Origin of the sequence: Sphingomonas sp. H160509, assembly GCF_024124765.2 — a bacterium.
Taxonomy (GTDB): domain Bacteria; phylum Pseudomonadota; class Alphaproteobacteria; order Sphingomonadales; family Sphingomonadaceae; genus Sphingomonas.
The window spans coordinates 345,951-371,813 of the sequence record NZ_JAMXSR020000002.1; the positions used below are offsets into that span (position 1 = coordinate 345,951).

The 25,863-nt window shown below is 67.1% G+C and carries 22 protein-coding genes and 7 pseudogenes; 13 read left to right on the top strand and 16 right to left on the bottom strand.

The annotated features are described in order from the left end of the window. The first annotated feature begins 105 nt into the window (after nucleotides 1-105). On the top strand, nucleotides 106-390 hold the full coding sequence (locus NHF48_RS03335; protein WP_253070230.1) for a hypothetical protein: 285 nt from the start codon (nucleotides 106-108) through the stop codon (nucleotides 388-390). Here NHF48_RS03335 and NHF48_RS03340 read toward each other — a convergent pair. The 6 genes and pseudogenes from NHF48_RS03340 to NHF48_RS03365 all read right to left on the bottom strand — a co-directional run bounded on the left by NHF48_RS03340 (nucleotide 387) and on the right by NHF48_RS03365 (nucleotide 4,241). Then, nucleotides 387-1,382 (bottom strand): lysylphosphatidylglycerol synthase transmembrane domain-containing protein, encoded by a 996-nt coding sequence (locus tag NHF48_RS03340; RefSeq protein WP_253070231.1) that lies wholly within the window; start codon nucleotides 1,380-1,382, stop codon nucleotides 387-389. The genes NHF48_RS03335 and NHF48_RS03340 overlap by 4 nt on opposite strands. Then, nucleotides 1,383-1,793, bottom strand: a complete 411-nt coding sequence (locus NHF48_RS03345) for a cation transporting ATPase C-terminal domain-containing protein (RefSeq protein ID WP_253070232.1) — start codon at nucleotides 1,791-1,793, stop codon at nucleotides 1,383-1,385. It abuts the gene before it with no gap. Nucleotides 1,794-1,795: 2 nt separating this feature from the next. Then, a complete protein-coding gene (locus NHF48_RS03350) occupies nucleotides 1,796-2,200 on the bottom strand; it encodes an HAD-IC family P-type ATPase (RefSeq protein ID WP_253070233.1) in 405 nt (134 codons plus the stop codon). Next, a complete protein-coding gene (locus tag NHF48_RS03355; protein WP_253070234.1) occupies nucleotides 2,128-3,669 on the bottom strand; it encodes an HAD-IC family P-type ATPase in 1,542 nt (513 codons plus the stop codon). Before NHF48_RS03355 ends, NHF48_RS03350 begins: the two co-directional genes overlap by 73 nt. A 54-nt stretch (nucleotides 3,670-3,723) precedes the next feature. Continuing rightward, nucleotides 3,724-3,888 (bottom strand): annotated as a pseudogene (locus tag NHF48_RS24595) (cation-transporting P-type ATPase); the annotation flags it as partial. After that, nucleotides 3,885-4,241, bottom strand: coding sequence for a hypothetical protein (locus NHF48_RS03365; RefSeq protein ID WP_263816678.1), 357 nt, complete (start codon nucleotides 4,239-4,241; stop codon nucleotides 3,885-3,887). The pseudogene NHF48_RS24595 and the gene NHF48_RS03365, both read right to left, overlap by 4 nt. A gap of 107 nt (nucleotides 4,242-4,348) precedes the next feature. Here NHF48_RS03365 and NHF48_RS03370 point away from each other — a divergent pair, with 107 nt between their 5' ends. Then, nucleotides 4,349-4,471, top strand: coding sequence for a hypothetical protein (locus tag NHF48_RS03370; RefSeq protein WP_263816679.1), 123 nt, complete (start codon nucleotides 4,349-4,351; stop codon nucleotides 4,469-4,471). A gap of 63 nt (nucleotides 4,472-4,534) precedes the next feature. On the opposite strand, the gene NHF48_RS03375 is transcribed toward NHF48_RS03370, so the two are convergent. The 5 genes and pseudogenes from NHF48_RS03375 to NHF48_RS03395 all read right to left on the bottom strand — a co-directional run bounded on the left by NHF48_RS03375 (nucleotide 4,535) and on the right by NHF48_RS03395 (nucleotide 9,983). Then, nucleotides 4,535-6,181, bottom strand: coding sequence for an oleate hydratase (locus tag NHF48_RS03375; RefSeq protein WP_253070236.1), 1,647 nt, complete (start codon nucleotides 6,179-6,181; stop codon nucleotides 4,535-4,537). Nucleotides 6,182-6,215: 34 nt separating this feature from the next. Continuing rightward, nucleotides 6,216-6,632: a response regulator gene (locus NHF48_RS03380; RefSeq protein ID WP_253070237.1), complete on the bottom strand. Its 417-nt coding sequence runs from the start codon at nucleotides 6,630-6,632 to the stop codon at nucleotides 6,216-6,218. Between the two features lie 81 nt (nucleotides 6,633-6,713). Next, on the bottom strand, nucleotides 6,714-7,346 hold the full coding sequence (locus NHF48_RS03385; protein ID WP_253070238.1) for a response regulator transcription factor: 633 nt from the start codon (nucleotides 7,344-7,346) through the stop codon (nucleotides 6,714-6,716). After that, a pseudogene (locus tag NHF48_RS24605) lies at nucleotides 7,339-8,785 on the bottom strand (PAS domain-containing sensor histidine kinase). Before NHF48_RS24605 ends, NHF48_RS03385 begins: the two are co-directional and overlap by 8 nt. Before the next feature lie 379 nt (nucleotides 8,786-9,164). Further along, a complete protein-coding gene (locus NHF48_RS03395; RefSeq protein WP_253070239.1) occupies nucleotides 9,165-9,983 on the bottom strand; it encodes a universal stress protein in 819 nt (272 codons plus the stop codon). A gap of 171 nt (nucleotides 9,984-10,154) precedes the next feature. Between NHF48_RS03395 and NHF48_RS03400 the strand changes: the two are divergent. The 7 genes and pseudogenes from NHF48_RS03400 to NHF48_RS03425 all read left to right on the top strand — a co-directional run. Further along, a pseudogene (locus NHF48_RS03400) lies at nucleotides 10,155-10,418 on the top strand (BON domain-containing protein); the annotation flags it as partial. A gap of 275 nt (nucleotides 10,419-10,693) precedes the next feature. After that, on the top strand, nucleotides 10,694-10,804 hold the full coding sequence (locus NHF48_RS24610; protein WP_253070240.1) for a hypothetical protein: 111 nt from the start codon (nucleotides 10,694-10,696) through the stop codon (nucleotides 10,802-10,804). 1 nt (nucleotide 10,805) lies between these two features. After that, nucleotides 10,806-11,507: a VIT1/CCC1 transporter family protein gene (locus NHF48_RS03410; RefSeq protein WP_253070241.1), complete on the top strand. Its 702-nt coding sequence runs from the start codon at nucleotides 10,806-10,808 to the stop codon at nucleotides 11,505-11,507. A gap of 248 nt (nucleotides 11,508-11,755) precedes the next feature. Beyond that, the gene (locus NHF48_RS03415) at nucleotides 11,756-12,706 is read left to right on the top strand and encodes a L,D-transpeptidase (protein ID WP_253070242.1); all 951 of its coding nucleotides are present in this window, start codon (nucleotides 11,756-11,758) and stop codon (nucleotides 12,704-12,706) included. Continuing rightward, a pseudogene (locus NHF48_RS03420) lies at nucleotides 12,703-14,970 on the top strand (cation-translocating P-type ATPase); the annotation flags it as partial. The gene NHF48_RS03415 and the pseudogene NHF48_RS03420, both read left to right, overlap by 4 nt. 106 nt (nucleotides 14,971-15,076) lie before the next feature. Beyond that, nucleotides 15,077-15,154, top strand: a pseudogene (locus NHF48_RS25720) (hypothetical protein); the annotation flags it as partial. A gap of 282 nt (nucleotides 15,155-15,436) precedes the next feature. After that, the gene (locus NHF48_RS03425; protein WP_253070243.1) at nucleotides 15,437-16,930 is read left to right on the top strand and encodes a SulP family inorganic anion transporter; all 1,494 of its coding nucleotides are present in this window, start codon (nucleotides 15,437-15,439) and stop codon (nucleotides 16,928-16,930) included. Here the strand turns inward: NHF48_RS03425 and NHF48_RS03430 are convergent. Then, nucleotides 16,922-17,485 carry a GNAT family N-acetyltransferase gene (locus NHF48_RS03430; RefSeq protein ID WP_253070244.1) on the bottom strand — a complete coding sequence of 188 codons (564 nt, stop codon included), beginning with the start codon at nucleotides 17,483-17,485 and terminating at the stop codon, nucleotides 16,922-16,924. The genes NHF48_RS03425 and NHF48_RS03430 overlap by 9 nt on opposite strands. 169 nt (nucleotides 17,486-17,654) lie before the next feature. On the opposite strand from NHF48_RS03430, the gene NHF48_RS03435 reads away from it, so the two are divergent. Continuing rightward, on the top strand, nucleotides 17,655-18,269 hold the full coding sequence (locus tag NHF48_RS03435) for a hypothetical protein (RefSeq protein WP_253070245.1): 615 nt from the start codon (nucleotides 17,655-17,657) through the stop codon (nucleotides 18,267-18,269). Nucleotides 18,270-18,329: 60 nt separating this feature from the next. Then, nucleotides 18,330-18,866, top strand: a complete 537-nt coding sequence (locus tag NHF48_RS03440) for a hypothetical protein (RefSeq protein ID WP_253070246.1) — start codon at nucleotides 18,330-18,332, stop codon at nucleotides 18,864-18,866. On the opposite strand, the gene NHF48_RS03445 is transcribed toward NHF48_RS03440, so the two are convergent. The 4 genes and pseudogenes from NHF48_RS03445 to NHF48_RS03460 all read right to left on the bottom strand — a co-directional run bounded on the left by NHF48_RS03445 (nucleotide 18,863) and on the right by NHF48_RS03460 (nucleotide 22,503). Next, nucleotides 18,863-19,573 (bottom strand): Crp/Fnr family transcriptional regulator, encoded by a 711-nt coding sequence (locus NHF48_RS03445; protein WP_253070247.1) that lies wholly within the window; start codon nucleotides 19,571-19,573, stop codon nucleotides 18,863-18,865. The genes NHF48_RS03440 and NHF48_RS03445 overlap by 4 nt on opposite strands. Before the next feature lie 55 nt (nucleotides 19,574-19,628). Further along, nucleotides 19,629-19,751, bottom strand: coding sequence for a cytochrome bd-I oxidase subunit CydX (gene cydX / locus NHF48_RS03450; protein ID WP_082470763.1), 123 nt, complete (start codon nucleotides 19,749-19,751; stop codon nucleotides 19,629-19,631). 25 nt (nucleotides 19,752-19,776) lie between these two features. Beyond that, a complete protein-coding gene (gene cydB / locus NHF48_RS03455) occupies nucleotides 19,777-20,916 on the bottom strand; it encodes a cytochrome d ubiquinol oxidase subunit II (RefSeq protein WP_253070248.1) in 1,140 nt (379 codons plus the stop codon). A gap of 14 nt (nucleotides 20,917-20,930) precedes the next feature. After that, nucleotides 20,931-22,503 (bottom strand): annotated as a pseudogene (locus NHF48_RS03460) (cytochrome ubiquinol oxidase subunit I). A gap of 120 nt (nucleotides 22,504-22,623) precedes the next feature. On the opposite strand from NHF48_RS03460, the gene NHF48_RS03465 reads away from it, so the two are divergent. Together NHF48_RS03465 and NHF48_RS03470 are read left to right on the top strand one after the other, a co-directional pair. Beyond that, entirely contained in the window at nucleotides 22,624-24,417 is a 1,794-nt protein-coding gene (locus NHF48_RS03465) for an ABC transporter ATP-binding protein/permease (RefSeq protein ID WP_253070249.1), read from the top strand. A 1,019-nt stretch (nucleotides 24,418-25,436) separates the two neighbouring features. Next, a pseudogene (locus NHF48_RS03470) lies at nucleotides 25,437-25,844 on the top strand (ATP-binding cassette domain-containing protein); the annotation flags it as partial. Between the last annotated feature and the right edge of the window lie 19 nt (nucleotides 25,845-25,863).

Genomic DNA, 25,863 nt, shown 5'->3' on the forward strand with positions numbered 1-25,863 from the left:
TTTCCGAGTCCCTACGTCGCGCCGGCCGCGCGCTACCATCCCATCATCGATCGGCTCGGACCATGTCTGCATCGTGCGGCATGGGGGCGGACGGGGGAGTTGGTGATGAACGCTATCCGCACCGAGATGCTGTATTTCCAGCGCCGCCTGGCCGCCACGCAGGTCATGGCCGCCGCAGCCGCGGGACCGTGCGCGCGGGTCGCGCATGAGGCGCTCGCGGATCTCTACGCCGATACTCTGGCGGCGCTTGCTGCGCAGCTGGCGTGTCTGATCGCGGAGCCGCCGCTGACATTCGCATCGCGCGCGCTGCGACCGGACCGTTCGGTCGGCTTGCGCGTCCTGCGTCCGGCAATGCCGCGATCGCGCCTGACGCTGAAGCTCGCCTCCTAGGCGCGCCGTTGCGCGGCTTTATCCCGCAGCGCGCCTCGGATCAGGACGAAGCCGGGGACGAGCGGCAGCCAAAGGGTGACCACGCGCAGCAGCAACGTTGCCGCGAGCGCTGCCTCTACCGGCACCCCCATCAGCGCCAGCATGCCCGTCGCGCCCGCCTCGAACGTGCCGAGGCCGAGCGGGATCGGGCCGAGGGTCGCGATCATCGATGCGGTCATCACCGCGACGAACGCGACCGGGAGCCCGACCGGGTGGCCGAGCGCGAGGAAACACACCATCAGGCTGCCCGCGTCGGCGAGGAAAACGAGGCCGTTGACGCCCGCGACGCGGACGATCAGCCGACGATCGACCAGCAACCGCTTCGGCGCCTCGCCGACGATGGCGAGGAGTGCGCGGATGCTTGCGAGCCGGACGAGGGTCGGCGAGACGGGGCGTCGTCCGTGTCGGCGGATCCACAGCGCCAGCCTGGGTATCGCGATCGCTACGACCAAGAACACGAGCACGAATCCAGCGATCCAGATCGACGCCAGCCCCTTGATCCACAGCACCGCCAGCATCGCCAGCGCACAAATTCCATACACCGCGTAGAAGCCGATCATCGCCACCAGCAGCGTCGCGACGGCGTTACCGCGACCGACGCCGAGCGCGCCCAGCCGGTCGACGAGGAACATGTTGCCACCCATCCCCGCGACCGGAATGACCTGGTCGGCGAACAGCTTCCCGACCGCAATCGCATAGAGCCGGCGCAGCGGTTGCGGCGTGTCGGTTTCGGCGAGCACCATCTTCCAGCCCGCCGCGACGCTCGTATAGGTAGTCGCCTGCAAGGTCATTGCGACCAGCAGCCAGCCGGGATGCGCATCTTCGAGCATCGTCGCGAACGCGTGCAGGTCGCCGATCCGCAGAACCGCGCCGACCACGATCGCGATCACCGCGAGGCCCAACACCCAGCCGATATGGCGCAACACCCCGCGCCAGAGTGCCGCTACGCTCATTCAGCGCTCGACGCGGTTGTTGCGGCGGTGGTCGAACAGGAACGTCTTCAGCAGCTCGGCGAGCATCAGATAGGCGAGCGTCAGGCCGCCGATGCTCGCTACCACGACGAGCGGCGGTGCGGCGAACCCGAACCAGCCGCCGACCGGCGTGAATGGCAGCACCATCGCCACCAGCAGCGCGCCGAGCGACGACAGCGCGAGCGCGGGTCGCGGCAGGTCCTCCCATGGTCGTCCGTTGGTGCGGATCACGAAGATCACCAGGATCTGCGTCGCCATCGATTCAAGGAACCAGGCAGTGCGAAACTCTGGCGCCGCGACATGGAAGACCAGCGACAACCCCGCGAACGTCAGCAGGTCGAACGCCGACGACAATGGGCCCATCACTGCGGCGAAGCGGATCAGCGCCGGCATGCTCACACCTGCGGCCTTGCGACTGCTTCGGGGCGGACGCCGTCGAACGGGATGCCGATCTCCGACACGTCGTAGAGCAGGTTGTTGAGCAGGATCTGCGTCGGCAGCATCGGCAGGAAAGGCAGGATCAGCGACCCCGCGGCCATCGACAGCATGTTGCCGAAATTCGAACTCGCCCCCATCCGGACGTATTTGAGGATGTTGGCGAACGTCCGCCGTCCTTCCTCGACGCCATCCGCTACCACGCCGAGATCGTTGTCGAGCATGATCATGTCCGCCGATGCCTGCGCGACGCTTGCCGCGCCGGCGACCGACAGGCCGATATCGGCGAGCTTCAACGCGGGCGCATCGTTGATGCCGTCGCCGAGATACCCAACGATCGCACCGCTCGCCTGGAGCGCGCGCACCAGCCGCGCCTTCTGGTCGGGGGGGCGAGCCGGCCATAGGCATCGACGTCGCGAACCTGCACCGCCAGCGCGTCGTCGCTGAGTTTGGCGATGTCGGTCCCGGACAGCACGCGCGAGGTGGCGAGACCAACGAGGCCGGCAAGGCGACCGACAACGACGGGGTCGTCGCCCGACAGGATCTTCAGCCGGATACCCGCGGTTTGCAGACGCGCGACCGCGGCGGGGGCGGTATCCTTCGGCGGATCGGCGAACGCACAGAGGCCGGCATAGACGAGGTTGGTTTCATCCTCTGGCGTGGGCGCGTGGATCGGGCCAGTCCAAGGTCGCGAGGCGATCGCGATGGCGCGCAGGCCCTGTTCGGCAAGCGCATGGACCTGCGCGAGGACCGCCGTTCGATCCGCTTCGGTCAAAACGCATCCGGCGAGCACCGCTTCGGGAGCGCCCTTGGTGATAAGGATCGTGCCGCCCTCGCTGGTCGCCAATACCGTCCCGAGCCGTCGATCGAAGTCGAACACGCTCTGCGCGGCCAGGGTCCAGCCGGTGGCGGCGTCCGGCGACGCGGTTACCAATGCAGTATCGAGCGCCCCGTGATCGCCGCCGAGTGCCGCCGCGATCGCGCCCAACCGCCCGGCGTCGGGATTGTCCGCCCCAGTACGGCCGATGCTCCGCGCGAGGCTGATCTGCGCGGAGGTCAGCGTGCCGGTCTTGTCGGTACATAAAATCGTCATCGCGCCGAGATCGTGAATCGACGCGAGCCGCTTCACGATCACCTTGCGCTTCGCCATCCGCATCGCGCCGCGCGACAGCGTGACGGTGGTGATCATCGGCAGCAGCTCGGGGGTGAGCCCGACAGCCAGGGCGACCGCGAACAGGAGCGACTGGAGCAATGGCCGACCAAGGAATATGCTCGCGGTCAGTACCACGACGACCAGCGCCAGCGTCAGCCGCGTCGTCAGCAGCCCGTACGCATGCAGATCGCGCTCGAACGGAGAAGGTTCGGCCGCGGTTGCCAGCGCTGCGGCAGCCGAACCGAACAGTGTCGCGCGGCCGGTGCCGAAGACCAGCGCGGTCGCCGTCCCGGTCTGCGCGATCGCGCCGCGGAACAGCGCGTTCGAGGCTTCGGCGGCGGTAGTTGCGGTGACCACGCTCGCGTGTTTGTCGACCGGATAGGGTTCGCCGGTCAGTGCGGCCTCGTTCGCGGTGAACGCGTTGCTGTCGAGGATCAGCGCGTCGGCGGGGATGATGTCGCCTGAGCGGACTTCGACGATGTCGCCGGGCACGACCGCCTCGATCGCGACCGCGACGAACGCGCCGTCGCGGCGGACGCGCGCGGAAACCGCGACCGACTGGCGCAGGATCGCGGCCGCGTGGACCGCCTGGCCCTCCTGATAGGTGTCGAGCAGCACCGAAAAGCCGAGGATCACGACGATGATCGACCCGCCGACCGCATCGCCAGTCGCCGCCGACACCAGCCCGGCGGCGAGCAGGATCAGCGACAGCGGCTCGAGCAGACGTCGCGCGATCGCCCGTGCGGGGCCGGTGTGCGTCTCTGCGCTGTCGCTGTTCGGACCATAGCGGGCGAGCCGCTCTATCGCCTCCGCCGCGGTGAGGCCGTCACGCGACGTCCGGAGATCGGCGAGCAGCGCATCGGCCGAACGGGTCCAGAACGGCGGTTCGTCCTGCGTCAGGCGACTGGCTCGGCAATCGGCAACTCACCGGTCAGTTGCGTATGCGGCGACGCATTGCCGTGGTCATGGTGGACCGTGATACGGCGCGGGCTGAGCGGTTCGAGCACCAGCTTGGCGCTCTCCATTTCCGCCTCGCTACCATGCGCCATGACGAGGAACCCGTCGGACACGATATCGGTCTCGTAGGTGACGATCGAGTCCTCCGGAATGCCGAGGCTGGCAAGCGCCGCGACCAGCGCGCCGGTGCCGCCAAGCACCACCGCGCCCTCGATCGCCGCGATCACCGTCGCGGCCAGATGCCCGAGCAGCACGACCCCGCCGACGACAGGAACGGTCGCGTAGAGTCCGCCCATGAACAGCCCCCCACAGGCCGCCCCAAAGCGCGCCGCGCGAGCCCCAGAAGCGGATCCGGTCACCGCTATTGTAGAAGCCCGTTGCGGTCTGGTCGCTGTGATAGCCTTTGCCGACGATGCTCAACCGCCGCAGCCCAAACCCCGACGCGGCAAGCGCCTTCACCGCGGCATCGGCCTGGGCGTGGTCGTCGAACACGGCGACGATCGAATGGCTGAACTTCATGGCGTGATCCCTCTGCAAGGGAGCGTTGCCAAACCGTACGATCGGGGTGCGGCGGCACCAGCGTCGGGAACTACCTACCGTGCGTGCCGGCGGGTGCGAGATCGTGGAGCGCGAGGAACGCCTTGAACAGCACGCGCGGATCGAAGATCCCCTTGTAGACTGCGGGCGGCGATCGACGCAGGCCGAGCAGCGCGTACACTGCGGTCTGCGCTGACCGCACTGAATATTCGACGGTGAAGACGCAGTCGTCGGGGAGCTCGCAATATTGGCCGATGACCGCGAGGTTGGCGGTGTCGGCCGGTATCACGTCCGGCCGATCGCCGTGCCCTCTCGGCATGAACTGGCTGGTGATGAACGGCATCATGCAGGGGATGCAGGTCGCGCTGGCGAGGATCGTCTCGGTCTCCGCGACGATGCCGAGATGGCCGAGAATCTCGATCATGATCTCGCGTCCAGTGCAGTCCGCCATTGGTTTTCGTACGAAATCGCCGGGTGCATCGACGGTAAGCCCATATCCCCAGAACACCGCGACGTCGTCGGGCTGGCCGAGGAAATGCGGCTGGTAGGGGATGACGATCGAGGCGAGCCAACTCGACTCGGGGAAGGTGATGAGCCCGCCTTCGCCGGGAACGTTGCCGGTCGCGTCGCGAATCAGCGCGATCAGGGTCGCGTCGTGGAGCGTGGTCGTGAACGATACCCATTTCGAGCGGTCGACGTTGTCGGTGAAGACCGCCGGCCTGCCGAACTGCGGTCGCCCGTCCGCAAGTTTTTCCCACAACGCCCACCCGCCGCCGGCGTTCGCGCCGAGCAGGTCCGGCGCTGCGTCCATCGATCCGAGGCTCGAGCCTTCGGTCATCGAGCCTAGCGTGAGCAGCACGTAATCGTCCGTATCGACACGGATCTCGCTGGTCTTCGTACCTTCGGCGATGCGGATGCCACGAACGACGGTCATTCCCTCGTCGTCGGCGAGGCGCAGATCGGTGACGACCGTTTTCATCCGGAAGCGCACGCCGCGCGCGACGAGCCAGGCGTGCAGTGGGCGGACCAGAGAGTCATATTGATTGAGCCGTGTCCGCATGATCCCTTCGAGCCGGTTGAAGCCGCCGACCATGTGCGCGAAGCGGAGCAGATAGCGCTTGAACTCGACCGCACTGTGCCACGGCTGGAACGCGAACGTCGTGCACCACATCAGCCAGAAATTGGTCTTGAAAAAGTCTGCGTCGAACTGGTCGGCGATGGTCGAGCGGTCGAGGATCGCCTCGGGCGTGATCGCGAGCCTTTCGAGCCCGTGGATATGGTGGCCGGTCAACCCGAATTCCGGAGCGACATGGCGTTTGCCGCCCGAAAACAACCGGGAATGCGACGAGGTCTTCATCACTGCGTTCCAGTCGAAAATCTCCTCCGTCACGGTCTTGTCGCCCTCCAGTGTCGGGATCGAGGCGAACAGGTCGAAGGTGCATAGATATTTCGATTCCAGCATCCGCCCACCACGCAGCGAATAGCCGCTTTCCGGCGATCCACCGCCATCGAGGCTGCCGCCGAGCAGCGCACCCTCGTCGATGATCGTGATATCCGCCCCGCGCATGTCACCGTAGCGGATCAGGAAGGAGGCCGCCGCAAGCGATGCAATCCCGCCGCCGACCAGGAAGGCCCGTCCCTCGTCGCGCGGGACAGGCGCGGTGTCGGGGTCTTCATGGAATGGGTCAGTGGTGGGCATAAGAACGTCCTTGGCAAAGAGGGGGGCGGCCAGCTCAACCGTCGGCGTTCCAGCCGGACCAGCCGCGGTCGATCGAGGCGGCGATCGCGGTGAGCAGGGGGCCGTCGCCGGTGGTGCGGTCGAGGATGCGATCGCCGTGTCGCTCGGCGGCATGGATCAGCGCAGGCGGCGGAACGGAGCCGTCGAGCAGGATCGCTTTACCACGCCAACCAGATGCGCGCATCGCGCGGAGGGTTTCCATGCCGCTGCCGTCTGCGCTTTCGATGTCGACGATTATACACGGGAAATCACGCGAGCGCGGATCTGCGAGCAGCGCCGCGCTGGTCGCGTAGGAGCGCACGTCGTACCGTTCCGACAACAGCATGATCTGGCGGGCGCGACGGATCGCGGGATCGCCATCGACGAGCGAAACGCCGATGCCGTCATGCGATTGAATAGATTGGTCGGTCATCGGGTGGTCCTCGTTGCGACCTTCGATGACACGCGGGCAATCCCGCGTCTGTACGTAGAAGACGAGGGGCGTGGGCGCTGCTCAGACCGGTTCGGCGGTTTCGCCCAGCCCGGCCGAAAATGCGATGCGCAGGACGTCGGACAAGCTGCGCGCGGAGAGCTTTTCCATCAAATTGGCACGGTGGACCTCGACCGTGCGGGTGGCGATGTCGAGGTCGTAGGCGATCAGCTTGTTGGGGCGACCCCGCACCATGCCGTCGAGCACGTCGCGTTCGCGCGGGGTGAGGGCGGCGAGGCGGACGAGCGCGTCGGCAGCGGCGAGATGCTCGCGGTCGGACCGTGCCGCGTGCGCCAGTGCTGTCTCGATCGCGGCGAGCAAGACGCTACGCTCGAACAGTTTTTCGAGGAACTCGATCGCGCCCGCCTTGATCGCGCGGACGGCTAGCGTGACGTCGCCGTGGCCGGTCAGCATGATCACGGGCAGCGCGATGCCGTTTTGCGCTAGGCGAGCTTGTACCTCCAACCCGTCGAGGTCGGGCATGCGAACGTCCAGCAGAACGCAACCGCGTGTCTCGCGACTCACGGACTTCAGGAAGTGCGTGCCCGCGGGGTAGGTTTCGACCGCATATCCCGCCTTGCGCAGCAGGAACCCTACCGACTGGCGGATCGCCTCGTCGTCGTCGACGATATGAATCGTGCGATTTGGGTCAGTCATCGGTGTCGCCTTCCTGAAGGGTGGCAAGCGGCACGGTGAAGTGGAATGCAGTGCCTCCGCCCGCGACGCCGTCTGCCCAGATCCGACCGCCATGCGCCTCGACGATCGTCCGGCAGATCGACAGACCGAGGCCCATGCCGTCCTCCTTGGTGGTCGCGAACGCCTCGAACAGGCGCGCGCGGACGTCGGTGTCGATACCGGAGCCGGTGTCCGCGACGGTGATCTGCATCCAACCCTCGCGTTCGGGTGCTGTGGCGATCGACAGCGTCCGGACCGGCGCCGCGGCCATCGCATGGATCGCGTTGCGGATGAGGTTGACCAGCACCTGCTGGATCTGGATGCGGTCGACGCGGACCATGACCGAGCTCGGTGCGGTTGTATTGACGACGGTGATGCCGGCCTCGTGCGCGCCGAGCAGGCCAAGGCTGGTGGCCTCCTCGACAAGCAGGTCCAGGCGTTCGTCACGGAACCCGGTCTCACCGCCATCGACGAACGCGCGCAGCCGGCGAACGATCGTGCCCGCCCCTCAGCGATTGCGCCGCCGCCAGGTCGAGCGCCTCGGCGATATCGGCCAGCAACGGGTCTGCGCTGTCATCGATCATCGCGCGCGTCGCCTCGAGGTAATTGGCGATCGCGGTCAGCGGCTGGTTGATCTCGTGCGCGAGCGTCGAGGCCATCGTGCCCATCGCACTGACGCGGGAGACGTGGATAAGCTCGGACTGCAGCTCCTGCACGCGGCGTTCGGTCGCGTGGCGGTTGGTGAGGTCGCGGATGAAGCCGGTGAAGATGCGTTCGCCCGCGATCGACGCCTCGCCGACCGCGAGTTCGATCGGAAACGTCTCGCCGCCCTTGCGCATCGCGCGTTCGAGCCGGACGTTGCCGATCACGTGGCGCTCGCCGGTGTGGCGGTATTTCCGCAGGTGCGCGTCGTGGTCGCGCGCTTCCACCTGCGGCATCAGCATCGCGACGTTCTGGCCGATCACTTCACGCGCCGCATAGCCGAAGACCAGTTCGGCGGCAGCGCTGAACGAGGCGACGATGCCGTTCTCGTTCATCACGATCATCGCGTCGGGGACGGTGTTGAGGATAGAACGCAGATGATGTTCGCGCCGCACGATCGCGGCCTCGGCGGCCTTCTCGTGGGTGATGTCGCGGATCACCTTGCCAAACCCGCGCAGCGCGCCGGCGTCATCGTGGAGTGCGGTGATCGTCACGTGCGCGAGGAATTCGGAGCCGTCCTTGCGGACTCGCCAGCTTTCCTCCTCAATCCGGCCATCGCAGTGCGCGCGGGCGAGGTCGGCTGCGGGTTTGCCCGCCGCGATATCGTCGGCAGGATAGAAGATTGCGAAATCACGGCCGATGATCTCCGTCTCGGCCCAGCCCTTGATGCGTTCGGCACCGCGGTTCCAGATCGTCACCCGGCCGCGGGGATCGAGCATGTAGATCGCATAGGTCGTTGCGCCATCGATCAGCAGTCCCAGTTCCTCCGCCAGCGCCGCATCGCCGCGCGCCACCGCCTGGGGGTCGGTATCGTGCGGGGACTGCGCCGCGATCATGCGGGCGGTGCGGTAGCTCGGGGGGCGCAGAGGCAAGTCATTGAGACGCGGGCCTTGTTCGACACACTGGTCCGATCCGGCAGGGGGCAATGATATGACGCCCTCGTTCGGAACATGACGCATGTTAAGCCAAAGACTCGCTATATGCTAATAGTCCTTCGATGATCGCGATCGTCGACAGAATCGTGGCGCCGACGACTAGTCTTCGGTTCGCCTTGGCAACCGAGCCTAGATACTTGCGGATCGCGGCACCCGTCATGGCTCAGTGCGACAACAACGTGCAGCGCCGGTCGCGCAGCAGCAGGTCGCGGGTGACGCCGCCGAACGCCCATTCGCGGATCCGACTGTGGCCATAGGCGCCCGCGACGACGAGGTCGGCCTCGACGTCGTTCGCGATGCCGGCGAGCGTGTCGATGCTGGTGCCCTTCATCCGCGCGACGATCTTGTCCGCACCCACGTCGTGGCGCGCAAGCCAGGCGGTGACGTCGTCGATCGGTTTGCGCGCCTCGATCGCGTCGATCGCGACCTCGACGATCACGACGCGGTCGGCGGCGTGGAGCATCGGCAGCGCATCACTGATCGCGCGCCGGCATTCGCGCGTGTCGGTCCACGCGATCATGATGGTCTCGAAGGTTGCGGTGGCGGCGCCGTCGGGAACGACCAGCACAGGGCGGCCCGCGCGCAGGATCAGGTCGCCGGTGTCGGCATGCGTCGCGAGGTCGGCGAAGCCGGGCCCGGCGCTGGTGATGACGAGATCGGCGGCGCGCGCATTCTCCGCGACGACGTGCGCGATGTTGGCGAGCGTCGGGATCGATCGCCATTCACGCACGTGCTTCGCGAGCCGTTCGTGCGCGTGGAACTCGGTCTTGGCGCGGGCGAGTTCGTCGGCGACGATATCGCGTTCGATCACCGCATATTCGCCGCCGAGATAGCCATCGCACGTACCGATCGGCACCGGCTGGCACGCGGCGATGCCGATCACCGCTGAGCCGTACTGATCGGCGAGCGTCGCGGTGACGTCGAGCAGGGTCGCGTTGGCGCGGCCGCCGTCGAGATGCACCATCAGGGTCGAATAGGTCATGCGCGGTCTCCCTCTTTCACCAAGCTGTCGGCGTTCGGGCGGGTTCGGGAAACTATCGGGAACTACGCATAAGCACGGGCTGCGTAGTTCCCGACGGTGTCGGCGATCGGTCGCGGCGATAGGCTGCGGTCATCGGCTCGGGCCTCTCCGCGCTGTCTCCAGGAGAGTGTCATGTCCCACGACGCCAGATTGCAGAAAGCCGTGCTCGCCGAACTGAACTGGGATCCGAGCGTCCCCGCCGGGCACATCGGCGTCACCGCGAACAACGGCGTCGTCACGCTGAGCGGCCACGCCGGCAGCTACGCCGCGAAATACGCCGCCGAACGTGCCGCCGCGCGGGTCGATGGCGTCAAGGCGGTCGCCGAGGAGATCGAGGTGCAGCTGGAGGACCGCTTCAAGCGCGGGGACGAGGCCATTGCCAGCGCGATCGTCGAGCGGTTGTCCTGGGATACCACCGTGCCGCACGACAGCATCAAGGCACAGGTCGAGGACGGCTGGGTCAGCCTGCGCGGCGAAGTGCGCTGGCATTTTCAGAAGGACGCGGCAGAGGCGGCGGTACGGCCGCTCGCGGGTGTGGTCGGCGTGATCAACCACGTCACGCTGAAACCGCGCGTCGACGTCACCGACGTCAGCAACGACATCCGCACCGCGTTGCACCGCTCGTGGTTTTCGATGGCGACACGATCAAGGTGTCGGTCGACGGCGGCACGGTGCGGCTCACCGGCTCGGTCGACTCGCCGCACGATCGGATGGTTGCCGAGCGTACCGCCTGGGCGGCGCCGGGCGCGGTGAAGGTTGAGAACATGCTCGAGATCGCCTGACATGGGCGCGCTTTCGTCGCACCGCGAACGTCACGTCGCCGACCGGATCGGCTGGCTGCGCGCAGCGGTACTCGGTGCCAATGACGGGATCGTATCGACCGCGAGCCTGATCATCGGCGTCGCCGTCGCCGGTGGTCAGGTCGGCGCGATCGCCATCGCGGGAACGGCCGGGCTGGTCGCGGGCGCGATGTCGATGGCGGCTGGTGAATATGTATCGGTCAGCGCGCAGGCGGATACCGAGACCGCCGAACTCGCGCGCGAGCGGCGCGAACTGGTCGACGACCCGCACGGCGAACTGGCCGAACTCGCGGCGATCTACGTCGCGCGGGGGGTGGATGGCGCGACTGCCATGACGGTCGCTGCGCAACTGATGGCGAAGGATGCGATCGGGGCGCATGCGCGTGACGAACTGGAGATCACGGTGGGGACGCGGGCGCGGCCGGGCCAGGCGGCGTTTGCGTCGGCGGCGAGCTTCACGGCTGGCGCTGCGCTTCCGTTGCTGACCATCTTCATCGTGCCGCCCGCGTTGCTGGTTTGGGCGGTAACGGGCGGATCATTGGTGTTCCTCGCGCTACTGGGAGCGATCGGTGCGAAGACTGGCGGTGCGATCGTCTGGCGCGGAACGGTCCGCGTCACCTTCTGGGGTGCGTTCGCGATGGCGGCGACCGCGGCGATCGGGCTCCTGATCGGTGGCGTGGTGTGACGGACAGCCGACCCGACGATCCTCCCCCGCCAGGGGGAGGTGGCTGGCTCTTGCCAGACGGAGGGGCGGAAAGGGTAACCGAGGTTCCGTGTCCTCCCCCTCCGTCAGGCTACGCCTGCCACCCTCCCCTGGCGGGGGAGGATCGTAGGAATCCGATGCGTAGTTTCCGATGGTGATGCGGGGGCGGCGCGATCGATAGCGTCTGGTCGACCGCCCTGTTCGGCGACACCTCTTCGATCGGAACCATTATGACGACGCGCTGCCTGACGTGCCGCCTCGCGCTCGCGCTGACGTTCGCTACGACGGCTTTGGCGCAGGTGCCGCCGAGCGTCGACGGTCAGACCGAGCACCTCAAGCCCGGCGAGTATCTCTGGGCACCCGAGATCGCGCCGGCCGGCCCGGTCACGGTGATCGTCAGCCTCGCCACGCAAAAAGCCTATGCCTATCGCAACGGCGTGCCGATCGGGGTTTCGACCGTGTCGACCGGCAGCGATGGTCATGCGACGCCGACCGTGGTCTTCACCGTACTCCAGAAAGACGCCGATCACGTGTCGAACGTCTACAAGGATGCGCAGATGCCGTTCATGCAGCGGCTGACCTGGGGCGGGATCGCGATGCATGCGGGCAATCTGCCGGGCTATCCCGCGTCGCACGGCTGCATCCGCCTGCCGCCGGCGTTCGCGAAATTGCTGTTCGGGATCACCCGGCTGGGTATCACCGTTGTCATTACGCAGGACGCGCGCGTTCCAGTAGTCGCCGCAACGCCAAGCCTATTGGCGGCGACGAGCGCTGCGCCGAAAGCGGGCAAGGATTATGTCTGGAACCCGACGCTGTCACCCAAGGGGCCGGTATCGATCGTGGTCAGTGGACGAGACCGGCGCGTGGTCGTCCTGCGGAACGGCATCGAGATTGGATCGAGCGGGATCGCGGTCGATGTCACCATTGATCGGACCTCCGCATTCACGCTGCAATCTATCGATACGGGCGGCGAGCATTGGCTGCGCCTGCCGCTGCCGGGCGACCCGAGGACCGGCGAACTTAGCCCCGAGGACCGCACCAAGGGGCATCTTCCGGACGGCTTCCGCACCGCGCTCGCGACCGTGATGACGCCCGGCACCACGTTGCTGGTGACGCGTGAGACGCTGGCGAGTGCCGGTACCGGCACGCCCGTGACGATCATCGAGGCGACCGGCCAGTGATCGCCGAGCGACCGATCGACAAGGCGCGCGCTTCCGTTACGGCATGGCACGCGACGTCGATCGACCGGGTGGCGGCGTTGCTCGATACGGGACGCGGAGGGCTGAGCTCCAAGGCCGCAGCGGCGCGGCTGATCGCGGACGGCCCGAACGAGCTGGCGCCACCGCCGGTGCCGTCCGTCCTGCTGCTGTTCGTGCGGCAGTTCAACAGCCCGCTGATCTACCTGCTGATCGCGGCGGCTGTGGTCTCGCTTGGCCTCGGCCATCGCACCGATGCGGGGTTCATCGCGGTCGTCCTGCTCGTCAACGCGGCGATCGGCACGGTGCAGGAGAGCAAGGCCGCGAGTAGCCTCGCAGCGCTCGGGCAGATGATCGGCCAGACCGCGATGGTCCGGCGCGACGATGCGGTATCGGTGATCGATGCGCGCGATATCGTCGTCGGCGACGTCGTCGAACTCGAAAGCGGCATGGCCGTCCCCGCCGACATCCGCCTGTCGTCGAGCAGCGCGCTCAGCGTCGACCAGTCGACCTTCACCGGCGAATCCGTCGCGGTCGTGAAGGACCACGCGGCGCTCGTCCCCGACCGGACGCCGCCGGGCGAGCGCGCGACGATGGCGCTGGCGGGGACGATGATAGAGCAGGGGCGTGGCTCCGGCATCGTCGTCGCGACGGGCGCGGATACCGCACTCGGCGCGATCGACGCGTCGTTGCGGACCGCCAAGCCGACCCCGCCGCCGCTCGTCATTCGGCTCGATCGGTTGGCGCGGCAGATCGGCATCGGCACGATCGCGCTGATCATCCCGTTCGCGCTCGTCCTGCTGGTGCAGGGGCGGCCGGGCGACCAGATTCTGTTTCTCGCGGTGGCGCTGGCGGTGTCGGCGATCCCCGAAGGCCTGTCGATCGCGGTGACGGTGGCGTTGGCGGCGGGGACCAGGCGGATGGCGGCGCGCAACGTGATCGTCCGCTCGCTGCCCGCGGTCGAGGGGCTCGGTGCGTGCACGATCATCGCTAGCGACAAGACGGGGACGCTGACGCGGAACATATTGTCGGTGGAGAAGATACTGCTGGCGAATGGACGGACGTTCGCGAGCACCGACTGGCATGATGGCGATCTAGCCGACATCCGCCGCACCGCTGCGCTCTGCAACGAGGCGTCGATTGGGCCTGATGGCCAGCCGGTCGGGGACTCGGTCGACGTCGCGCTGCTGCAGTTCGCGAGCGATGGTGGCGAGGATCTGGCCGCGCTTCATGCGGTCGTACGCACGGCGGCGCTGCCGTACGAACCGGTCCGCAAATTCTCGACCGTCGCAGTTGCGGAAGGAGCGGGCGTGCGTGTGTTTGCCAAGGGCGCTCCTGAAATCATCCGGCAGATGTGTCGCGCCATCGATCCCGCCGCGCTCGCCGCCGCCACCGCGATGGCAAGCGCAGGCTACCGCGTGATCGCCGTAGCCGTGTCGGACGGCGAGACCACAACCGATCCGATGGCACCTAGCGACCTCGTGCTGCTCGGCTGGATCGGACTGATCGACCCGGTCCGTCCCGAAGTCCCCGCCGCGATCGCGCGCTGTGCCGAGGCGGGGATCGGCGTACGGATGGTCACCGGCGATCATTCCGGCACCGCGCTCACCATCGCCCGCGGGCTGGGGCTTGAGGTCGCGCCGGAACAGGTCGTCACGGGCCATCAAATGACGGAGCTTGCAGAACAGCCCGAGCAGCTCGCGGCGCTCATCCTCGGCGGACGCGTGTTCGCGCGGATCGAACCGGTGCAGAAGCTCGAGATCGTCCGCATCCTCGCCGCGAGTGGCGAACTTGTCGCGGTCACCGGCGACGGCGTCAACGACGCGCCTGCGCTCCAGGCGGCGCATATCGGCGTGGCGATGGGCGTTGCCGGCACCGACGTTGCGCGGGGCGCTGCCGACCTGGTGCTCGCCGACGATAATTTCGCGTCGATCGTTGCAGGCGTCGAGGAGGGCCGCGTCACCTATGCCAATGTCCGGCGGATTGTCATCATCCTGCTCGCGACGGGGGTCGCCGAGATCGGGATGTTCATCGGTGCGGTCGTGTTCGGCCTGCCGATGCCACTGACCGCTGTGCAGTTGCTGTGGCTCAACCTCGTCACCAACGGCGCGCAGGACGTGATGCTCGGCTTCGGTCGAGGCGAGGGCGATGAACTGCGCCAGCCGCCGCGTCCGCCTAGCGCGCCGATCCTCGACCGGAGCGCGATCGCACTGATGATCCCGCCCGCTTTGCTGATGATCGGGCTCGCGCTGTATCTCGTTGCGGACATGCAGCGCGAGGGGGCGCCCGCTCGCCGAGATACAGAACGCGGTGCTGCTGATGACCGTGCTGTTCCAGAACGCCTATGTGCTGTGCATGCGCAGCGAACGCCGCTCGATTTATCGCGAGCCTGTGCTGTCAAATGCTTGGTTGCTGCTCGGCATAGGCATTGCGCTCGCGTTGCAGGCGACTGCGATGCTCTGGCCGCCGCTCTGGCAGCGTGCTTGGGACTGCACCGGTCTCTGCCCCGACGCTGCGGTTCTGCGTTGCCGCGGTATTGGGGACAGTTTTGGTCACCGAGGCGACAAAGCAAGCCGTCGTTATCTGGCAGCAACGCCGATGATCGCCTTCATCCCGAAGATCGTCACAACGATGCGCGAAGGCTATTCGCTTGCCACGTTGCGCGCGGATGCGATCGCGGGTGCGACGGTCGCGGTCGTCGCGCTGCCCTTGGCGATGGCGCTGGGCATCGCCAGCGGCGCGTCGCCCGACAAGGGGCTGATCACCGCGATCGTCGCGGGCTTCCTCGTGTCCGCGCTCGGCGGATCGCGCGTCCAGATCGGCGGACCCACCGGCGCGTTCGTCGTCGTGGTGTTCACCGTCATCGCGCGACACGGCTATGACGGCCTGATCCTCGCGACGTTGCTGGCGGGCGTCATCCTGATCGTTGCGGGCTATGCGCGGCTCGGCACGCTGATCCGGTTTATCCCCTATACCGTCGTTACCGGCTTCACCGCCGGCATCGCGGTGATCATCGCGTCGAGCCAGGTCCGCGACTTTCTCGGACTTGGCATGGCCGCGGTTCCAGCCGACTTCCTGCCGAAATGGCTAGCCTATGTCGGAGCGATCCGAACCATCGATGCCCCGACCGTCGTGGTCGGCATGGGCGCACTCGCCGTCATCCTGATCCTCAAGCGGATTGCACCGCGCGTGCCGGGGTTCCTGGTCGGGGTCGTACTAGCATCGGTCGTCGTCATCGCGAGCGGCGTGCATGTCGCGACGATCGGTTCGCGCTTTCCGGCGATGCCGAGTGGGATCGCGACGCCGGCTTTCCCCATTTGGACGATGGCAAAGCTCCAGGCGGTACTGCCATCGGCGTTCACGATCGCGTTTCTCGCCGGCGTCGAGGCGCTCCTCTCCGCGGTCGTCGCGGATGGGATGATCGGATCGCGCCATCGGTCGAACCAGGAACTAGTCGCGCAAGGCGTCGCCAACATCGCCTCGGCACTGTTCGGCGGGCTGCCCGCGACCGGTGCGATCGCGCGCACCGCGACCGCGATCAAGGCCGGCGCGCGGACCCCCGTCGCAGGCATGCTCCACGCAGTGTTCGTCCTGCTGTTCGTGGTGTTCGGTGGGCGACTGATGGCGTTCGTGCCGATGGCGGCGCTGGCGGCGATCCTGTTCGTCGTCGCCTGGGGCACGAGCGAGCAGGAGCGCTTCGTCGGCCTGTTGCGGATGCCGAATAGCGACCGCGCGGTGTTGCTGCTGACGTTCGTGCTGACGGTGCTCGTCGACCTCACGGTGGCGATCGGCGTCGGCGTGACGCTCGCCGCCTTGCTGTTCATGGCGCGGATGAGCGAGACCGTCGCGATTACCGGGCCCGACGACGATGCGCTATCCGAACGGGGCGCGCTGCCGGAGGGCGTCGAGATGTTCCGGATCGACGGCCCGTTCTTCTTCGGCGTCGCGGCCGGGTTGATGGATACCTATCGCCGGTTGGGCAGTGTGCCGCGCGTGCTGATCCTGAGATTGGAGCGCGTGCCGATGCTCGATGCGAGCGGTGTCGCCGCAATCGCCGAGCTTCTGCGGCGAGCCGCGACCACACAAATCCGCGTGATCCTGTGCGGTATGGCCTCGCAACCGGCCGCCATGCTCGCCCGCGCCCGGCTCGGGTCGATCGTCTGCACCGCGACCTATGTTGAGGCGTTGGAGATGTCAGCGTCAGGCTGACAGCGTCATCCGCAGCATCATGGACGTCGGATCGCCCAGACAGGCGGATGCGACCCAGCCGCGTTCGCGTTCCAGGTCGATCGCCTGGTGGTTGTCGCGGCTCTCGATCGACTCGAGCATCGTGATCCCCTTTGCACGGGCGAACGCCGCAACATGATCGAGCAGCGTCCAGCTTACCCCGCGGCGTTTGAAGTCGGTGCGGATCGCGATGGCGACTTCGGCGCGGGTGAGGCTCTCGTCGGCGGCCAGCATCGCGGTTGCGACGATCCGGTTGGTGGCGGGATCGAAGGCGAGGAAATTTTCGGTATGTTCGTGATCGACCGTGACCAGCGCGCGGAGCTGGTCGTGACCGACCTTGTGGATCGCGCTGAGGAACCGGAACCGGAGGTCTTCCTTGTCGACATGCTCGAAGAACTCGCCGAGCGCGGGTTCGTCGGTGGGCGACGCAGGGCGGACGTGGAAGACATAGCCGTCGCGCGTCGTCAGGTCGGCGCTCCACGACACGGCCGATGGTGTATGCGCGACGTCTGCACGCTCGCTGACGAGTTCGATCATCGTGATGTCCTTTGCGATTGTGCGCCACCGATGGCGATGCACTCCTTGTCTAACTCCAAGGCCGGCGCCCCCCGCAGCGTCGGGAAACACGTAGTTTCCGACGCTACCGACACAATTGGCGGAGGCTAGGCTGGCTTCGAAGGGCGATCTCCGCCCGTGAGGAGACCGCATGACAATCGACATTCAGCGGATGCAGGATCTCGCGCACGAGATCGTCCGGCTCCAGGGCGAACTCGACCGCGAGATCGAAAGCCGGCGGCGTGCGCTCGGCATCGAGCTCACCGGCCGCATCGTCGGGTTCGAACACGGCGTGCTCGATGCGCAACGGCGGTTGAAAGTATCGGTGTTGCGCTTCGTAGCGCGCTCAGATCTGGTCTCGATCGTGACTGCGCCGGTAATCTATTCGCTGATTGTGCCGCTGCTGATCGTCGATGCGTGGGTGAGCCTGTACCAGGTGATCTGCTTTCGCGCGTACGGGATCGCGCGGGTCCGGCGCGGCGACTACATCATGTTCGATCGTGCGCATCTGGGCTACCTGAACCGGATCGAGGCGCTGAATTGCGCCTTCTGCTCCTACGCCAACGCGCTTGTCGGGTTCGTCCGCGAAGTCAGCAGCCGGACTGAGCAATATTGGTGCCCGATCAAGCACGCGCTGCGCGTCAGCGATCCGCTCCACCGCTATTACGAGTTCCTCGAATATGGCGATGCCGACGGCTATCGCTCACAATTGACGGAGTTCCGCGACCGCCTTCGCGAGCCGGAGGCAGCGGAGCGATCGGCTTGATTGACCGTCGTCAATGTCATGCGCGGGGGGACATGTCATTGAGGTTCAGGGAGAGCCTCGATGACCGAGCATGACGAGTTTGCCACGCGCGTCGTACCGTTCTCCGTGCGCCGGCAGTTCATCCGCGAACTCGACCTGGAACCACTACTGGCCGCTCATGCCAGGCTTTGGGTCATGTGCAACCGGCTGGAGGGATACGCCGATGCGTTGCCCGGTCGATTGCCAACTGCCGACGCCGATGCAATCTGCTGCGACCTGCGCGCCGTTGTGGTCAGTCACGCGCGCGATGAGACTGCGGTGATCGATGCGCTGTTCGCGCGGGCCGTAGGCGATCCGCTCACGGCTGCAGTGATGAGGCGCGTGCGTGCGCGCCATATCAGCGATGCGATCCAGGCTGACGACATACTTGCCGCCTTGTCCGGCGTTTCGACACCGTGTGCGGAAGCGTTCGGCTATATGTTGCGCAATTTCTTCGACGGGGCTCGGCAGGCGATGGACTTTACCCAACTCGCGATCCTGACACTTGGCGCGGGGCGGCTGACGCAGGGCGCGCGCGACATGCTCGTGCGTGGGCTTGGCGAGCGGAACGCGGTCTAGGCCGCCTCGGCTAGGCCTTGCAGCGCATCCGGGTCCGAGATCGTGATCGCGCGGCCGCCGGGCAATGCGATCACGCCGGCGGTCTTGAGCCGGGTCATCTGGCGGCTGACCGTCTCGATCGTCAGCCCGAGAACGTCGGCGATCTGTCCGCGTGTGAGCGGCAGGTCGAACGTCATCGGCCCGTCCGGCGTCGCGCGACACCCCGTCGCAGTGGCGCGCACGGCCATGTCTAGTAGGAAGCCGGCGATCTTCTCCTGCGCGGACTTGCGCGCGAGCGACAATATCCGCGTGCGGGCGACGCCGAGCGCGGCCAGTGTCCGCTGCAGCAACTGCCGCTCCATCCGTACATGATCTTCCAGCACGCGTTCGAACGCGTCGCGCGGGAATATGCACAGTTCCGACTCGGTCAGCGCGGTGATCGTGAAGTCGGCTTGCCCCGCATAGGGCTGGCCGACGAAATCGGCGGGATACAGCAGCCCGACGATCTGCTCGCGACCATCGGGCGTCGCCGCCACCAGCTTGAGAACGCCCGACAACAGGTTCGCGCAAATGATGCTTTCGTCGCCTGCCCAGATCAGCGTCTGGCCGCGCGCGATCTTGCGACGGCGGCCGAGCGTATTCAGTGCGCTCAGCTCGACGTCGCTGAGGCTGCTGCATAAGGCTTGGTCGCGTACGGCGCAGTCCGCGCAGATGTCGTGGTGAGCCATCGATCGAGTATAGTATGAAGGTCCACGATATCCGCGCGAATTCTTTACGCCAGCGTTATGAATTCGCAGGGGCGTCCGCGTCGTCCTCGATCGGCAAATGAAACTCGTGCCAGATGCCGTTGAGGATGCCAAAGCCGACCGCGAGCCCGAGGCCGAGTACCCAGGTGAAATACCACATGATCAGATATCCTTAGCGTTCGGAATCAGTAGAAATCGGGGTTGGTCGCGACTTCTTGCGTGGTCACGCGGCCGAACATCACCTTGTAGGCCCAGGCGGTGTAGGCGACGACGATCGGCAGCAGCACGACGGTGACGAACAGCATGATGCCGAGCGTCTTGGCGCTCGACGACGCGTTCCAGACGGTGAGGCTGGAGTGCGAGTCGATGCTGGACGGCAGGATGAAGGGGAACATCGACAGCCCGACGGTCGCGATGATGCCAACGGCCGACGCGGATGATCCCGCGAACGCCGCGCTCTCCGATCCGCGTCGGATGCCGAACAACGCGAGTGCCGCTCCGCCGAAACCGAGCACGGGGGCGATCATCATCCACGGATACAGGGCGTAATTGGCGAGCCAGCCGCCGCGCGCGAACTGGCTGGTGGTGCGCAAGGGATTGGACGGGCCCGACGGATCGATCGCGCCGACGATGCGGTAGCCGATGTCGCCATAGGCGACGAACGCCCAGCCGGCTGCGAACAGCGCGAGCGAGGCGAGTCCAGCGACCGTGCCGAACTTGCGCGCGCGATCGTGGACCGGGCCATGCTCGACTTTGATCGCCAGCCACGCGCTGCCGTGCAGCACCAGCATCGCTACCGATAGCAGGCCGCATAAAAGCGTGAACGGCGTGAACAGGCCGAGGAAGCTGCCGTCGAAGAACGCGCGCAGGTCGCTGTCGAGGCGGAAGGGGGCGCCCGACAGGACATTGCCGACCGCGACGCCGAACACGAGTGCGGGGACGAACCCGCCGACGAACAACGCCCAGTCCCAGCGCGAGCGCCACGCCACGTCGGGGCGCTTCGAGCGGTATTTGAATCCCACCGGGCGCAGGATCAGCGCCGCCAGGACAAGGAACATCGCGAGGTAGAAGCCGGAAAAACTGATCGCGTAGACGAACGGCCACGCTGCGAAGATCGCCGCACCGCCGACGATGAACCACACTTGGTTGCCCTCCCAGGTCGGCCCGATCGCGTTGATCACCATGCGCCGCTCGGCATCGGTGCGCCCCACGAACGGCAGCAGTGCTGCGACACCGAGATCGAAGCCGTCGGTCAGCGCGAACCCGATCAGCAGCGTGCCGAGCAACACCCACCAGATCAGACGCAGCGTTTCATATTCGAACATCGTCGTGTCTCCTGTCAGGCGGTGATGGCGGCGGCGGGGATCGGGCCGGGCGCCGGTTGTGGATCCTCGTCATGCTCGAATGGCCCCTTGCGGATCGTCGCGAGGATCAGCCGCACCTCGATCACCGCCAGCGTGCCGTAGATCGCGGTGAAGCCGATGATCGTCGTCCTCAGCACGCCGCGGGTCAGCGACGATGCGGCCAGGAAGGTCGGCAGCACGCCCTCGATCGCCCAGGGCTGGCGACCGATCTCGGCGAGCATCCAGCCGAGCTCGATCGCGATCCAGGGTAGCGGGATCGCAATGACCGCGAGCTTCAGGAACCAGCGCGTCTGCGTGTGCATCCGCAGTGAGGTCAGCACGAACGCGGTGCCGAACAGCGCGATCATGAAGAAGCCGATGAACGCCATGATCCGGAAGCTCCAGAACATGAGCGGCACATTCGGCACCACGTCCCATGCGGTCGCCGCGATCAACTGCGGGCTCGCCGCGCGCGGATCCGCGACGTGGCGTTTGAGCAGCAGCGCATAGCCGAGGTCACGCTTGTGCGCCTCGAACCGCGCACGTTGCGCGACGTCGGTGCGGTCGACCTTCAAATGCTGGACCGCGTCATAGGCGATGACGCCTGACGTAATCCGTTCCTGCGCCTTCAGCACCAGTTCGGACATGCCGGTTACCTCCTTGTCGAGGCTGCGCGTGGCGATCAGGCCGAGGACCCAGGGCACCTGCACCTCGTATCGCGTCTCGCGCAGGGCGACGTTGGGCATCCCGAACAGCGTCAGCCCGGCAGGGGCAGGGGCGGTATGCCAGGCGGCCTCGATCGCGGCGAGCTTCATCTTCTGGTTGTCGGTGAGTGCGTAGCCGCTCTCGTCGCCGAGCACGACGACCGACAGCGATCCGGCGAGCCCGAATGCGGCGGCGACCGTCATCGAACGGCGCGCAACCGCGGTGTAGCGTCCCTTGAGTAGCCAGAACGCCGAGATGCCGAGCACCACGACCGAGGCGCAGACATAGCCCGCGCTGACGGTGTGGACGAATTTGGCCTGTGCGATCGGGTTGAACAGCACAGCGCCGAAATCGCTGACCTCCATCCGCATCGTGTCGGTGTTGAACTCCGCGCCGGTCGGGTTCTGCATCCAGCCGTTGGCAACGAGGATCCACAGCGCCGATAAGTTGGTGCCGAGCGCGACCATGCACGTGACGGTCAGGTGGCCGAGCTTCGACAGCCGCTCCCAGCCGAAGAACATCAGCCCGACGAACGTCGCCTCGAGGAAGAACGCCATCAGCCCCTCGATCGCCAGCGGGGCGCCAAAGATGTCGCCGACGTAATGCGAGAAATACGACCAGTTGGTGCCGAACTGGAACTCCATCGTCAGCCCGGTGGCGACGCCCAGCACGAAGTTGATCGCGAAGATCCGCCCCCCAGAACCGCGTGATGACGCGCCAGATCGGCCGGTTCGTCATCACGTATACTGCCTCCATGATGACCAGCATCATCGACAGCCCGAGCGTCAGCGGCACGAACAGGAAATGGTACAAGGCGGTCAGCGCGAATTGCAGCCGCGACAGATCGATGACCCCAAGGTCCATGATTATGCTCCCCACACGGCCGTCGACGGTCGTGTCTGGGTGACGGGCTAGGCGCGGGCGGCGACGCGAACATTGACCGCGGTCAAAGACGCGCGTGGGCGCTCCGTCGATTGCGGGGGCATGAATAGTATCGCCAAGGACCGGACGCTGGCGTCACGCACTTATCTGAAGGCTGTCGTCGCGGACGGTGGCGGCGTTCGGGTTTCGACGAGCCTGTTGCTGCTCGACACCGTCGCGGCAATTGGGTTCGCCGCAGGGCTGGCGGGTGGGGTCGTTGCGGTCCCCGAAGGCGTCGTGGTGATGGCGCCGTGGGTTTTGCTGGCGAGCGCTTCGGCGATCGCGCGCGGTGCGTTTTCGATGCTGGCGACGCGCGTTGGCGCGAGCGGTGCGTACCGGGCGAAGACGTGGTTGCGGCGGCGCATCGTCGACGCCGCGCTGCACCGCACGCCTGGATCGGACGCTACCACCGGCACGCTGATGAGTGCCGCGGTGGACGAGGTCGACGCGATCGACGGCTATGTGTCGCGCTTCCTGCCCGCGCGGATGGCGGCGTCGATCGCGCCGCTGATCGTGCTCGGCGCGACCGCTGTCGCCAGCCCGATCGCGGCCACCATCCTCGTGGCGACGTTCTTTCCGTTCCTGGCAGCAATGGTCCTGGCGGGCGGCGCCGCCGCGGATGCGTCACGCCGCCAGTTCATCGCGCTCGCCCGGCTGTCGGGGCTTTTCGCGGACCGGATCGGTGCACTGCCGATCGTGCTGGTCTTTCGGGCGGAGGAGCGCGAGGCCGCCGCGCTCGGCGACGCCGCGGAGGATCTGGCACGGCGGACGATGCGCGTGTTGCGCGTCGCGTTCCTGTCGTCGGGTGCGCTCGAGTTCTTCGCCGCGCTGTCAGTTGCGCTGGTCGCGGTGTGTGCCGGGTTCAATCTGCTGGGCCTGCTCCCGTTCCCTGTGCCCGAAAAGCTCGACCTCGGCCGCGCGTTCTTCGTGCTGGCGCTCGCTCCCGAATTCTACGCGCCGATGCGCCGATTGGCGGCGGCGTATCACGACCGACAGGCAGCGGAGACCGCGACCGAGCGGCTGGCAGCGGTCGAGCGGGACAAGGGAACGCGGTCGTCGGTCGAGCCGGTCTGGTGCGACGCCGCGCCGTCGATCCGCTTCGATTCCGTTACGATCCGCTATGCCGAGCAGGACAGCGCTGCGGTATCCGGCGTTTCTTTCGAGGCGCGCCCCGGCATGATCGTCGCGCTGGTCGGCCCATCGGGCAGCGGCAAAAGCAGTCTGCTTCACCTGCTTCTCGGTCTTGCCCCCTTATCCGAGGGCAGCGTCACCATTGGCACTCCCCCCTCCCTGCAAGGGAGGGGCGCGGGGGTGGGTCGGCTTCCGCATGTTCGAACGGCAGTGACACAAGCCGACCAACCTACCCCCAACCCCTCCCTTCCAGGGAGGGGCGCAGCAGATGCCGGGACGGTTCTCGACCTATCCAAGATCGGCAGCATCGCGCCGATCGCCGCGTGGATGGGGCAATCGCCGCTGATCCTGCCCGGGACGATCGGCTCGAACATCGCTCTGGCCGACCCAAGCGCGTCGGTCGAGCGAATCGCGGAGGTCGCACGGACCGCGGGGCTGTCACCGATGCTGCTAGCCCGCGGCGGATTGGACGCAGCGATCGACGCCCGTGGTAGCGGATTGTCCGGTGGAGAACGGCGCCGGATCGCACTCGCCCGCGCGCTGTTGAAGCCAGCGCCCGTGCTGTTGCTCGACGAGCCGACCGCGCACCTCGACGCCGCATCCGAAGCGCACCTGATCGATGCGATCGCGCGCGCCTGCGTAGGGCGCACCACGATCATCGCGACGCACAGCGCACGGCTGGCTGCGATCGCGGACATCGTCATCGACCTTGGAGAGCGGCCATGACCGGGTTCGACACCCTCATCGCCGACGAGCGTCGACGGCAACACTACGGCCTGTGGCGCGCGAGCGGCTATGCGGCGGTCGTCGCGATCGCCTCGGTCGTGTTGCTCGGGCTGTCGGGCTGGTTCATCACTGCCGCCGCGGTTGCGGGGCTCGCCGGGACGATCGCCGCGCAGGGCTTCAACTACATGCTCCCGAGCGCAGGTATCCGCCTGCTCGCGATCCTTCGGACCGCCGGGCGTTACGGCGAGCGGCTCGCCAGTCACGACGCGGCGTTCGGCGCGCTCGCTCGCATCCGCCCCGCGCTGTTTCTCGGTCTCGCGCGCGGGCCCGCGGAACACGCGCTCGCGCTGACACGGGGCGAGGCGACCGCCCGCATCGTCCAGGACGTGAACGTCGTCGAGGCGCAGTTCGTCCGGCTCTCCGCCATGCCCGGCATGATCGCGGCGCTTGCGAGTGGCCTGTTGTTATGTGCCTTGGGAGGGTGGCGGCCGGCGTCTGCGCTCGTGCTGTGCCTCGTCGGTCTGCTGGCGGTTGCAAGCGTCCTGGCCCGCCGCCTCGATGCACCTGGGCGCGAGGTGCAGCGTGCGAGCGGGGCGCTCAAGAACGCCTTTGCCGGTGTCGCCGATGCTGCGGCCGAACTCCGCTGCTATGGCGTCGAGGCGGAAGCGATGAACGCCGTCCATGCGTGCAGCTTGCGCCTCGCGGAAGCGCAACGCGCGCAGGCCGGCGTGGCCGGTTGGTTCGAGTTCATCCAGGCGATCGCCCTCGGCGTGGCAGGCGTTGCGGCGCTGATCCTCGCTGCACCCGCGGGCGCACCGATCGCGGCCTTGTGCGCGCTGGCGGCGGTCATGGCGATCGACGGCGCCGGACCGGTGTTGCGCAGCCTGGCCCAGCGAAGCGCTGTGCGCGAGGCAACAGCGCGGCTCGACGATCTGCTGCCCTGCGAGACGACGGAGGACGAGCCGACAGCGTGCCGTGGCGCCGCGCGATCGCTAGATCTGCTCGGAACGCACTTCACTATGGGCATCCGCGTCGCGCTGGTCGGGGCATCGGGGACGGGCAAGACCACGCTCGTGGAGAGCCTGCTCGGCCTGCGTGCCGCGAACCCGGGCACGGCCTTCATCGACGGCAAGGATATCGTCGACGTCCCGCTCGCCGTCCGCCGCGCGACGTTCGGCTGGGCACCGCAAGACGCGGCGCTCTTGGCCGGCACGATCCGCGACACCCTCGCGCTCGGCGACGCGCAAGCCGATGATGCCGCGATGTGGGCGGTGCTGGCCGACGCTGCGTTGACCGACGTGATCAAAGCCCTGCCGAACGGTCTCGACACCTGGATCGGAGAACACGGCGTGCGCCTGTCGGGTGGCGAGCGCCGGCGGCTTGCACTCGCCCGCGCCTACCTCGTTCGCGCGCCGTGGCTGTTGCTCGACGAACCGACTGAAGGGC

What these genes read in the sequence shown, in the direction of transcription:
- NHF48_RS03345 (WP_253070232.1), bottom strand. Translation starts at nt 1,793, where the DNA reads ATGCCGGCGCTGATCCGCTTCGCCGCAGTGATGGGCCCATTGTCGTCG.
- NHF48_RS03430 (WP_253070244.1), bottom strand. Translation starts at nt 17,485, where the DNA reads ATGATCGAACTCGTCAGCGAGCGTGCAGACGTCGCGCATACACCATCG.
- cydX (WP_082470763.1), bottom strand. Translation starts at nt 19,751, where the DNA reads ATGTGGTATTTCACCTGGGTACTCGGCCTCGGGCTCGCGGTCGGCTTT.
- NHF48_RS03465 (WP_253070249.1), top strand. Translation starts at nt 22,624, where the DNA reads ATGAATAGTATCGCCAAGGACCGGACGCTGGCGTCACGCACTTATCTG.
- NHF48_RS03335 (WP_253070230.1), top strand. Translation starts at nt 106, where the DNA reads ATGAACGCTATCCGCACCGAGATGCTGTATTTCCAGCGCCGCCTGGCC.
- NHF48_RS03440 (WP_253070246.1), top strand. Translation starts at nt 18,330, where the DNA reads ATGACCGAGCATGACGAGTTTGCCACGCGCGTCGTACCGTTCTCCGTG.
- NHF48_RS03410 (WP_253070241.1), top strand. Translation starts at nt 10,806, where the DNA reads ATGGGCGCGCTTTCGTCGCACCGCGAACGTCACGTCGCCGACCGGATC.
- cydB (WP_253070248.1), bottom strand. Translation starts at nt 20,916, where the DNA reads ATGTTCGAATATGAAACGCTGCGTCTGATCTGGTGGGTGTTGCTCGGC.
- NHF48_RS03365 (WP_263816678.1), bottom strand. Translation starts at nt 4,241, where the DNA reads ATGGGCGGACTCTACGCGACCGTTCCTGTCGTCGGCGGGGTCGTGCTG.
- NHF48_RS03415 (WP_253070242.1), top strand. Translation starts at nt 11,756, where the DNA reads ATGACGACGCGCTGCCTGACGTGCCGCCTCGCGCTCGCGCTGACGTTC.
- NHF48_RS03380 (WP_253070237.1), bottom strand. Translation starts at nt 6,632, where the DNA reads ATGACCGACCAATCTATTCAATCGCATGACGGCATCGGCGTTTCGCTC.
- NHF48_RS03340 (WP_253070231.1), bottom strand. Translation starts at nt 1,382, where the DNA reads ATGAGCGTAGCGGCACTCTGGCGCGGGGTGTTGCGCCATATCGGCTGG.
- NHF48_RS03395 (WP_253070239.1), bottom strand. Translation starts at nt 9,983, where the DNA reads ATGACCTATTCGACCCTGATGGTGCATCTCGACGGCGGCCGCGCCAAC.
- NHF48_RS03385 (WP_253070238.1), bottom strand. Translation starts at nt 7,346, where the DNA reads ATGACTGACCCAAATCGCACGATTCATATCGTCGACGACGACGAGGCG.
- NHF48_RS03425 (WP_253070243.1), top strand. Translation starts at nt 15,437, where the DNA reads ATGGCGCTGGGCATCGCCAGCGGCGCGTCGCCCGACAAGGGGCTGATC.
- NHF48_RS03435 (WP_253070245.1), top strand. Translation starts at nt 17,655, where the DNA reads ATGACAATCGACATTCAGCGGATGCAGGATCTCGCGCACGAGATCGTC.
- NHF48_RS03375 (WP_253070236.1), bottom strand. Translation starts at nt 6,181, where the DNA reads ATGCCCACCACTGACCCATTCCATGAAGACCCCGACACCGCGCCTGTC.
- NHF48_RS03445 (WP_253070247.1), bottom strand. Translation starts at nt 19,573, where the DNA reads ATGGCTCACCACGACATCTGCGCGGACTGCGCCGTACGCGACCAAGCC.